Raw genomic sequence first — 9,523 nt, 5'->3', positions numbered from 1 at the left:
TAATGATCATGTGTTATAAACACATAATCTGCGTCATGAGGCGCTTCCTTCATCTGAAAGGGGTCAAAATATACAGTTGCAAACTCTCCCCTTATTCTAATACTACTGTGAGTAAATACATCAATTTTATCAAGCATCAATTACTCTCCCATTTTGTCTTTTCTATCGTCATCTTTTATATAAAATTGACGATGCTTAAATGTCTATTTTCTTGTGATTACCTTGGTTTTAATCTCATCATCTTGCGATCACACTGATTTTTATCTCATTTTCTTGCGATCACACTGATTTTCATCTCATTTTCTTGCGATCACATTGACCCACATCTCATTCTCTCTTCCTGCTCTGCTGTCAGAGCCTTCTTCATTGTACAAAATATTAAAGCCCGCATTTTGAAACAAAGGAATAATGCTTTCTTTGTTATAATCACTAAACACACGTTCTCCGCGCCTTTTAGTCCCATCTCCGCGTTTAAATGAGGCATACATAACACCATCTTTTTTCAAAGCTTTATTCATTTTATGCATGACTTCAGGCAGATTGTCCATAGGAACATGAAGAAGTGAAGCACATGCCCAGATACCATCAAATTCATTATCATAAGAGATATCTTCAAATCTCATATTAATAACATCTCTTTTAATGTACTCCGAAGCTCTAATGCACATTTCCTTGGAGGCATCAAATGCTGTGACATCATATCCAAGATCAAGAAATGCTTTACTATCTCTTCCGCTTCCGCATCCAGCATCAAGTACGTGGGCACCTTTAAGAAGATAATTCACAAACCTATTTCTGACTGATGACATGTCAGCGCTAATACTACCTTCAAAAAAACTATCAGCATTTTTATTATAGTATTCAACATTAGCATCTGTCATTTTATTTGCGATTTTTTTTAAAAGAATCCTGTCAGCCGGAAGCCAGTCAACGCTATTTAATTCTGCCAGCGTAAGCCACCTGGCTGCTTCATGTTCTAAAAGATTAAGCTTTCCTTCTTCTATGCTCGCCCAGTAGCAGTTCATATGAAGGTGAAAAGAATCATAGTCATAATCCACTACTTCTATAAGATCATGAACTTTAATTGTTGTTTCCAGTTCTTCCTTTATTTCTCTCACAAGAGCCATCTGGGGAGTTTCGCCTTCTTCTATTTTTCCTCCCGGAAATTCCCATCCGTCTTTAAACTCGCCGTAACCACGCTGCGTTGCAAATATTTTGGTCTTTTTATCAAAATTATCGCAGATTATGGCAGCGACAACATTAACTATCTTCATACTTTTTTACACTCTTAATATATTTTTACTTAAATCACTCATCTTCTCCGAGGCTATACAAAGACAAAAGTGAAGTAAAAGCTCTGTAATACTTAAAACGAGAATGATTCCACTTAGTCTTTCTGCCTATACTTGAGATTATGAGTATACACTCCCTTTGATCCTTATCATAAAACCTTATATTGATAAGGGAATAAATATGCCTTGTCTGCAGAAATTCCTTAATGTTGCGGACATAGGGAGGGAGCGTTGTAAGGTCATTAATAACCACAAAATCTCCCAGTGAAAAATACTTGTCTTTGTCGTCACTGTTAATCTTACTTAGCACAAAATCTACCGCTTCCTGATCGTTTACAGCCTCGCTTCCCGCAGCGCATCTATGCCTAAATGGACGCCCGACCAGAAGATTTATGCTCTGAAGTCCAAAAGTATCAGCAAATTCAGTCATATAGCGCTCTATAGTAAGGCCTTTATCATAAAGAGCAAGGTCAAACATCTTGACAATAAAATCCCCGTAAGATGTATCTCTTTCAGTTAACTTTTTAGTATTCTGAAGATTAGCTTTTATATCTTCAAGACTTCCATGCTTTTGTAATGTATAAATGATATATCGATTTCTTCCCTTTTCCTTTGCAAGATACAGGCAGTGATCGGCTATCAGGAACAGGTCATCATAATTGTCCGCATCACTCGGATAGACAGACGCACCGATTGATACAGAAAGCGGATTATCCCTGTCTATTCCCCTGTCTGGAAATGTCGCGCTGACTTTGGTCTTAATACCATTAAGAAAATATCTTAGCTGGCCCTCAGTCTCAATATTATAGAGCATGATAAAAAATTCATCGCCGCCGAATCGCCCGGAAACGCCGTTTGTACCAACTTCATTGGAGATAATATCTGCTACTTTTTTGATAACATCATCGCCAAACTGATGACCATAGCTGTCATTTATATTCTTAAAAAAGTCAACATCTATAATTGCCAGTGCGGTGCCTTTGATTCTCTTGTCATCAATTCGCTCTCTGGCCATCCTTATAATATCAGTTTTATCGATAAGTCCCGTTAGCGAATCGTGCTTGATCGTACTTGGCTTGATCGCTTCACCTATTCTTTTAAGCTGTATGTGACCGACAACGCCTTCAGTATCCTTGTCATAGAAAAAGAATCCCTCGTCCAATACAGTGCTTGTCACACTTTCATCGTCATTGAGGATATTGCCTTTAATGATCGTTGTACTTCTTCCAACTCCTACCTTAACCTGAGATATAAAGCTCCTTACTGCCTGTTTTTGTTCATCATCAGTTCTTTGAAGAAGGATATCTTCAAACTCAGAAAGTGAGTAGTTAGCATTATCAAAATCAGTAGACTCCGTATTAAAAACAGTTATACTTTCATCGTTCAGATTGTATTCAAAAAACACATCATCATACAATCCCAGCTGGGCATTTATCGAATTTATTGTCTTCATCAGGGTAGAATGCGCATTTAAGAGATTATGAGCATTTACTACCGTAAGTCTTATCAGCTTGTCATTATATCTTTCTGCACTGATATAGGTGTAGTACATGATATCAGGGCATATTATCTTACTTGGATACCAATTACCATCGCAATTCTTGATATTATTCATATAGATGTCCATATCTTCGATCGCGATAAGCTCATTCATCGGTTTAGTGATATAATTGCCAAACACCTCATAAATTCTGGCATCAGCAGAAATAATCTTCTGATCACTTTTAGATATGATTATCTCGTGAAAATTAACATCCTTCATGTATATACCTCGCGGCAAAAGAACATAACATCGATTTTCCATGCTATAAGCTATTGTTCCAAGCTCCGGATGACACAAATACAGCATACCGTCAGGAGCACGCATTTGTATATCCGCTCGTTATTTTTAGTATACTTCATTTCTGGTCAAAAAGGCTACTATTACATTTAGGATGATACATCTTCTGACTTACTTTCTATATAACAATCGTCTTTAAGTTCTGAAAATGCGAGATAGCTCTCCTTTCCATATATGAGCTTTGCGGGAATCCTAAGCCTCTTACCAATATAGAATTCATCTGCAACCATCTTTTTATCTGCATATATCTGGGCTACATCGCCAACATAATCTATATCTACAAAGCCTTCCGGACTGTCAGCTACAAGCTTTCGCCACTTGATTTTTCTTTCTGATACAAGATTAAGTTCGTCAAGATACTTTGGCTTAAAAGGTTCCTTAACTTCTGTCATTTCAAGCTTTGCATTTTGGAACTCTTTAACAACTTCAGCTTCTTCAAAGCCTGATTGTGTATATACTTTATATTTAAAGCTGCCGGGCTCTACTGACATTATCTGTCCGTTTTCTTCATAAATGTCGCAGTGATCGCCTATATAGAGCTTTTCTCCAAGCTTTCTTGCATATAGAGCCTCCTCAGTTGATAAAGTCACGAATCTTATTCCGCCTTTTGTAAAGCTCTTATCCCTAAAAACTTGTCCGTCATCAAACTTAAATATAGGCTCTATGCCATCAATTTCAGCAAAGAAATATGTATCCAAAGCCTTACATAGAGGCTGAGCAGTTGCATATTCCAAATTACCTGCAGGTGTTTCAAAATTAAATGGCATGAAAAAAGATATATCGCCCTTTACATCAATCGATGGGAAAACTACACTTCCGGTATCTATTACAACGTCACATAAATCCTCAAGCTTTGCCTGTCTCTGATAATGATTTATAAAAACAAAGCCTCTTTTTCCATCTGTTCTCATGCAGTACCTGAGAGACTGCAGATCATCCGGCTTAACTTCTGCATCTGAATAGACATTATCCATTGGGGCAAGCACTGATCCAAAATCGTTTATGAACATATGGATCAGATTAAGAAACCTGTACTGGTCTCTAACTTCGCCGTAGGATGTCATCGCTGTGTGGAAATCATAATTTAGGATCGGATAATCGTTGGGATAACCCGAAGCTTTGGTCTCATTAAAGGTTGTGAGCTTGCCGATTTTGTTGGTTCCGCCATGATACATGTAATAGCCAACGAGGTTGTTGCCGCAGCCAAGCTTTACAAGAGACAAAGCATAAGCATCAATTCCTGATATTACTACTCTTCTGTGATGCGTTGAATGAAGGCCTGCACCGAGCTCACAGGTAGCATACGGATAATTTTCATAAGGAAGAAGCCAGCTGGCAGCCCCTTCATCTTTAATAACATCAGCGCCTATTGCAGAGTCATTTCTTGTAGTATCAAATACGTAGTGAGATGAAAGCGGAAGTCTTCCTTTACTTGAAGACCACGGAGCTTCTACATATGCCGCAAACACAGGTACAACGTCATCTACAGGTATCTCTGCACCATACTTACTGTTCCAACCGGTCACTGTGTAGATCGGCGCTTCATATCCTATTTCAAGTGCGAGCTTTTTAAGCGCAAGAAGGTGAGGCGCGTTATCAACAAGCTCATTTTCAAACTGTATACCAATTATATTGCCGCCATCTTTATAAAAGAGACCTTTGACCTGCTCATAAATCTTTTCATACCAGGTTCTTGCCTTGGCCATGTACTTATCATTGTTATCTCTAAGTGCATAATCCTTCTGTAAGAGCCAGTCCGGGAATCCGCCATTTCTGCACTCTCCATGAGCCCAGGGTCCTATTCTTATGATCACATATAGACCTGCCCTTTGCGCATCTTCAATGAATTTCCTTATATCAAGATCGCCTGTAAAGTCAAACTCTCCTTCGATTTCTTCGTGATATATCCAGAAAAGATAAGTGGCAACGATAGTTATGCCACCTGCCTTCATCTTGCAAAGCTCTCTATACCAGTTATCGCGACTATCTCTTGAAAAGTGGTACTCTCCCATGATGCCAATCCAGGGCTTGCCAGCTTTCTCAAAATATTTGCTGGTAACATTTATTTCTTCACCAGAAGGATTGGCACCGCCCATCTTGAGGTGGTTACGCAGTAGTTTCTTGTTCTCATATTCTTTGAATCTATAAATCACTTATTATCCCCTCCATAAGTTGGATTATTTGTTTATAGGTTATGACTTTTGCGGCCAGGTTACGGATAGGCTACTATGCCATAAACATAGTTTTTGCGGATAAGAGTTAGTAGTAAGTTACATCTTATCCGCAAAAAGCCTTTTTAGTATCACAACACCTCTTATCCGCAACAAGCTGTTTTACCTATTCTGATCCATAAGATTCCATAATTCTTCATCTGTAATATGCGCCTTTAATCTCAGAATCAGGTGGATCCTATCGCCGCCAGCGCCCTGCTGGAATCTTCTTTGCCATTTGTAGAAATGAGGTCCATCGCCCAGTACTCTTAAATAAGACATCAGGCCTTGCATAAGTATAGACGACTGACGGATATCCGCTTCACAGTCATTTTTATAAAAATTCTTCCAGATGCCATGTTCATGCCCTCTCATAAGCTTGTATCCCTGATCGAACGCTTTAAAAGCAAGTCCTGCTTCATAGAAGGCCGACAGGTAATCTGCCGTTTCGTCTTCTCCACTTTCTTCAAGTGCGTCAAAAAAGCTTTCGCTTATAGAATTATCCAGGCAGTACATAAGTGCCTTACAGGCATGAAGCGCACCCAAGTTGCTATAATACATGTATTCAACCTGATATACAAGATTATCTTGAAGCGCTTTGCAATTATATTTCAAATTCAAGTTGTTTTCTATAGAATTATCCTGTTCACAGTTATTTAAGATCATCAAAGAATCTTTTTTCAATGTTCCCTCGGACTCCTTGCATGTTTCCTCAGAATCCTTAAGAACCCTGCCAATCTCATCCTGGCAGCGCTTAAGATATTCTTGATAATTTCTTGTTCCCTGTTCAAACTTTTCAAGATAGAACTTAACCTGCGATACCAGGTGATCGGCAGGACATATCCATTCAAGCGACGGATCAGCCTTGGTGGTGCCCGGACTAAACCTGTTAAAGTTTGAAATGAAGGCACTTACAAGAATTCTTGTTCCGTGATTGCTAAACTGCTCTCCGGCATGATCATCTTCATTAGGTCCGTAAGATACGGAATACTTGGGCCATAAGCTATAAAGCTCTGCGGCAGTTTTATAGAGCTTTTCGCCATAATAATCGAGGCAGAAAGCTTTACGGTGATTGTCTGCAATTTGTAATGACTCCTCTAATCTTTCCCCAAGCCAAAGCTTAGCTATAAGATCAAGATAATAGGTATGCATCTTAACATTAGAACAGTTGATGATCCAGAAATCATCCGCTCCATGCGCCATAACATCCATCAGTTCATTTACAACAAACTCCGGAGAATTTGGCAGCATTGTCATCTGAGCTGCTGCCTGAAGATCATAAAATGATGCATGATAATAGATTCCGTGAGATCCTTTATCATCTTCTTTGGGAAGGGCATACACCCTCGGATTATGATTGTTCTGCCTCCTTGAAACCATTTTGCCAAAACCGTTATCAGCCCAGATCTTAATGACATCTTCTGGAAGATCAAGATACCCATCCCTGTAAAGCTCCATAGTTTCGCCATACAAATTGGTACAGCAGATTGCATCAGGATCAGCCTCTTTTACCAGATTGTACTGCTCCATGATAAGATCGCTCATAAGCCTGCCTCTTGCCAAAGGAGTGTCATAGCTTGGGTCATCCGCCCAAAATGGCCTGTCGCCCTGGCCTCTGAAACCCAGGTTCCATACGACATTACAATCCTTTTGATCTTGTATGGCTTTCTTCCATAAGCCCCTGAAAAGTTCCGGATATTTGGCAAAAGATGCTTCGAGATCCGGATAAGCCCTTGCAAACATCTCTGCTCCAAGCGGCTCTGCATGATGATGCGTTATCCAAAGGCCATAGTCTCTCGCCAAAGCCTTGTACTTATGGGAATTGTGGTCGGTTCCGGGAATAGTCATATTGCCGCCGCATCTAAGAAGCGCCTCAAATGCCATCTCCCAAGGCAGGCATTCGCTTCCTTCTGGCTTCCATTCATCAAATAGTATCTCATCATTAATAAACCAGCCGCGCAGCGCTACTACTGGTTTTACAGATTCATATTTATAGTCAGTAGGAACTTCATAATAAGATTTTTTGGAAAAAAACTGTTCGTTCCAAAACCAGAAATTCTGAACCCCAAGAAATGTTCTGCTTATGTGATATATTCCGTATATAAAGCCAAGATCACCTGCTGCCTCGATCACGAGACAGTTCTGATCTTCAACCTGCTCTGCCTTTATTGTAAAACACTCTCTGATACTGTGAGTATTTAACATGCTTTCATAATTATTCTTATCGCAGGGAACAGAGCTCTCTATATCTATTTTATTATTTATATTGTTATAACATTTGCTCTCATCATTACTGTTTATATTGTTATAACCTTTGTTTTCGTCATTATAGTTTACATGCTTTAAAACAATATCAAGCCCCTTATCTTCCGTCTTACTGCATGTATTAGCAATATCCCTCCTAAGTGCAGCTATTGCTTTAAGAACTGGAACTTTTTCATCCTGATATATGATTTTAGTATTGCTATTGATCTTAATAGTGTTCATCTTCCTGGTCCTTTTACTAATAATTTGGGGCTTTTTATTGAAGCTCTGATTTTGCTTAAGTCAAGCCTTGATCATCTCAGTTTTATTTAACTCAAGCCAAAACTTGATCATCTCAGTTTCTACTTCACTAAAGCCTCACCCATAATCCCTGCAGTTTCTATTTTACCTCAGTTTCAGATCTTCATTCCTTGCAGTTTATGTTAAATTATTAGTTTAATTGACCATTTTTTGTTATCTTACCCAAACTTCACACCTTATAAGTAATCTCTTATCTCCTTGCGAAGTTCAAATTATCCTACAGACTTCGCACCTAGTGAACTACCACCCACCTAAAGGTAGGTGGATTCTAAAGACAAGAGACTTTAAACAGTCTCTTTTTTGTTGTCTTATTTAAGAAGTTTGATATTTAAGTTTCCACCTGAAATCAGGCAATCCTTATTCTTACGGGCGTGTCCACTTCGCCCCTATCGTATAGGATGCTAAGATCCACAACGTTACTTTTACGCATGATATTCAATGCTCCGTTTACATCGGCATTGAATGTCTTACCGCTCGCTGTCCTGTAAAGACCACGATGTACCCTTTCACCGCTGAACTGATATTCCATTGGATTGTCGGCATTGTATACGGGGATAGGGTCCTTTTCCCAGAAAGATGCTCTCGATGTATAGGATTCTTCCTGTTTTACAAATACTATGCCGTTCAGCTCACAGAGATATTCAAGCTTCTCGCGGAACCTGCCGAATGGGATGTTCACGAAATTCTGATTGTTCTCTCTGCCCAGACCACTATTACGCTGGAATGTCTCGTTATATCCGGCAATGAGTGTACCTATATCATTACTTATGCAGTAATCTATGACCCTGCGGGCAGCCTTGTTCATATAGTCGTTGACCTTATTGTGGCGGTCACGAGCTATGGCTTTCTGTCTGTTAGTAGGTGCTTTCCCGAAATGCTGCTTGTCCTTTATGGACTGTAACCTTGCATTTTCTTTGTTGAACCACTGATTAATGGATTTGAGCCTTCTCCCGTCGATGATGAATGTCTTTCCGGCACTTGATGCCGCAGTGACGAGATTGTTCACCCCAAGGTCCAGAGCAAGTGCATTGTTGGTGTTTAGATTTCTCTGAGCACATTCAGCTACATATATGTACTGGATCTCAAAGAACCTTGCCTTGGCTTTTGGGATTATACGTATCTCTTTTACTTTTTTATCAAGCAGTACAGGCGGTATCGTTATCTCTACAGATTTATGTGTCTTTTTGAAACTGTTGGAAAATGGGAGTATCAGCTTATTGCCACTGAGCCTGACGAAACCTATGACAAGGGTCGTGTATCCATCTTTAGGAAGATAATGCGGGATCTTGCAGTCCCTGAAAGAGTATTTGCCTTTCTTTGCAAGCTTCAAAAGCCCAAAGAATGACTTGAACGAACCGTCAACTTCTTTAAGTATCTGCTGTGCCATATTTGAATTTAGCGTTTTATAATTAAGGCTGTTTTTTAACAGGGCATAGTTTTTCTCATATTTTAAGAACTTACCTTCAGTAAAATAATACTGCCTTACATTATAGATAGCTTCGTTAGCCAGGTTTTTAGCAGCATGACACAGTTCTTTTATAGAATGATAATCTTCTTTGGACAGATGTTTTACCTGTTGTTTTACTGTAAGATACATATAGCATTTTCCTTTCTCA

The 9,523-nt window shown here is 39.2% G+C and carries 4 protein-coding genes and 2 pseudogenes; all 6 read right to left on the bottom strand.

Annotation, left to right across the window (positions count from 1 at the left end):
• Positions 1–296: 296 nt before the first annotated feature.
• A pseudogene (locus K6G87_RS20030) lies at positions 297–803 on the bottom strand (class I SAM-dependent methyltransferase); the annotation flags it as partial.
• A gap of 75 nt (positions 804–878) precedes the next feature.
• Positions 879–1,274 (bottom strand): annotated as a pseudogene (locus K6G87_RS20025) ((deoxy)nucleoside triphosphate pyrophosphohydrolase); the annotation flags it as partial.
• A gap of 34 nt (positions 1,275–1,308) precedes the next feature.
• Entirely contained in the window at positions 1,309–3,054 is a 1,746-nt protein-coding gene (locus K6G87_RS19080; protein ID WP_296840851.1) for a GGDEF domain-containing protein, read from the bottom strand.
• Positions 3,055–3,221: 167 nt separating this feature from the next.
• On the bottom strand, positions 3,222–5,285 hold the full coding sequence (locus K6G87_RS19075; protein ID WP_296840849.1) for a beta-galactosidase: 2,064 nt from the start codon (positions 5,283–5,285) through the stop codon (positions 3,222–3,224).
• Between the two features lie 180 nt (positions 5,286–5,465).
• Complete coding sequence (locus K6G87_RS19070; protein WP_296840846.1) at positions 5,466–7,829, bottom strand: glycosyl hydrolase 115 family protein; 2,364 nt, start codon at positions 7,827–7,829, stop codon at positions 5,466–5,468.
• A 424-nt stretch (positions 7,830–8,253) separates the two neighbouring features.
• The coding region (locus K6G87_RS19065; protein WP_330669955.1) for an RNA-guided endonuclease InsQ/TnpB family protein at positions 8,254–9,523 on the bottom strand (1,270 nt) is incomplete at its 5' end.

Source organism: Butyrivibrio sp. (assembly GCF_024699075.1).
Note: the sequence above shows the minus strand (reverse complement) of the source record. Positions and strands in the feature narration are given on the sequence as shown.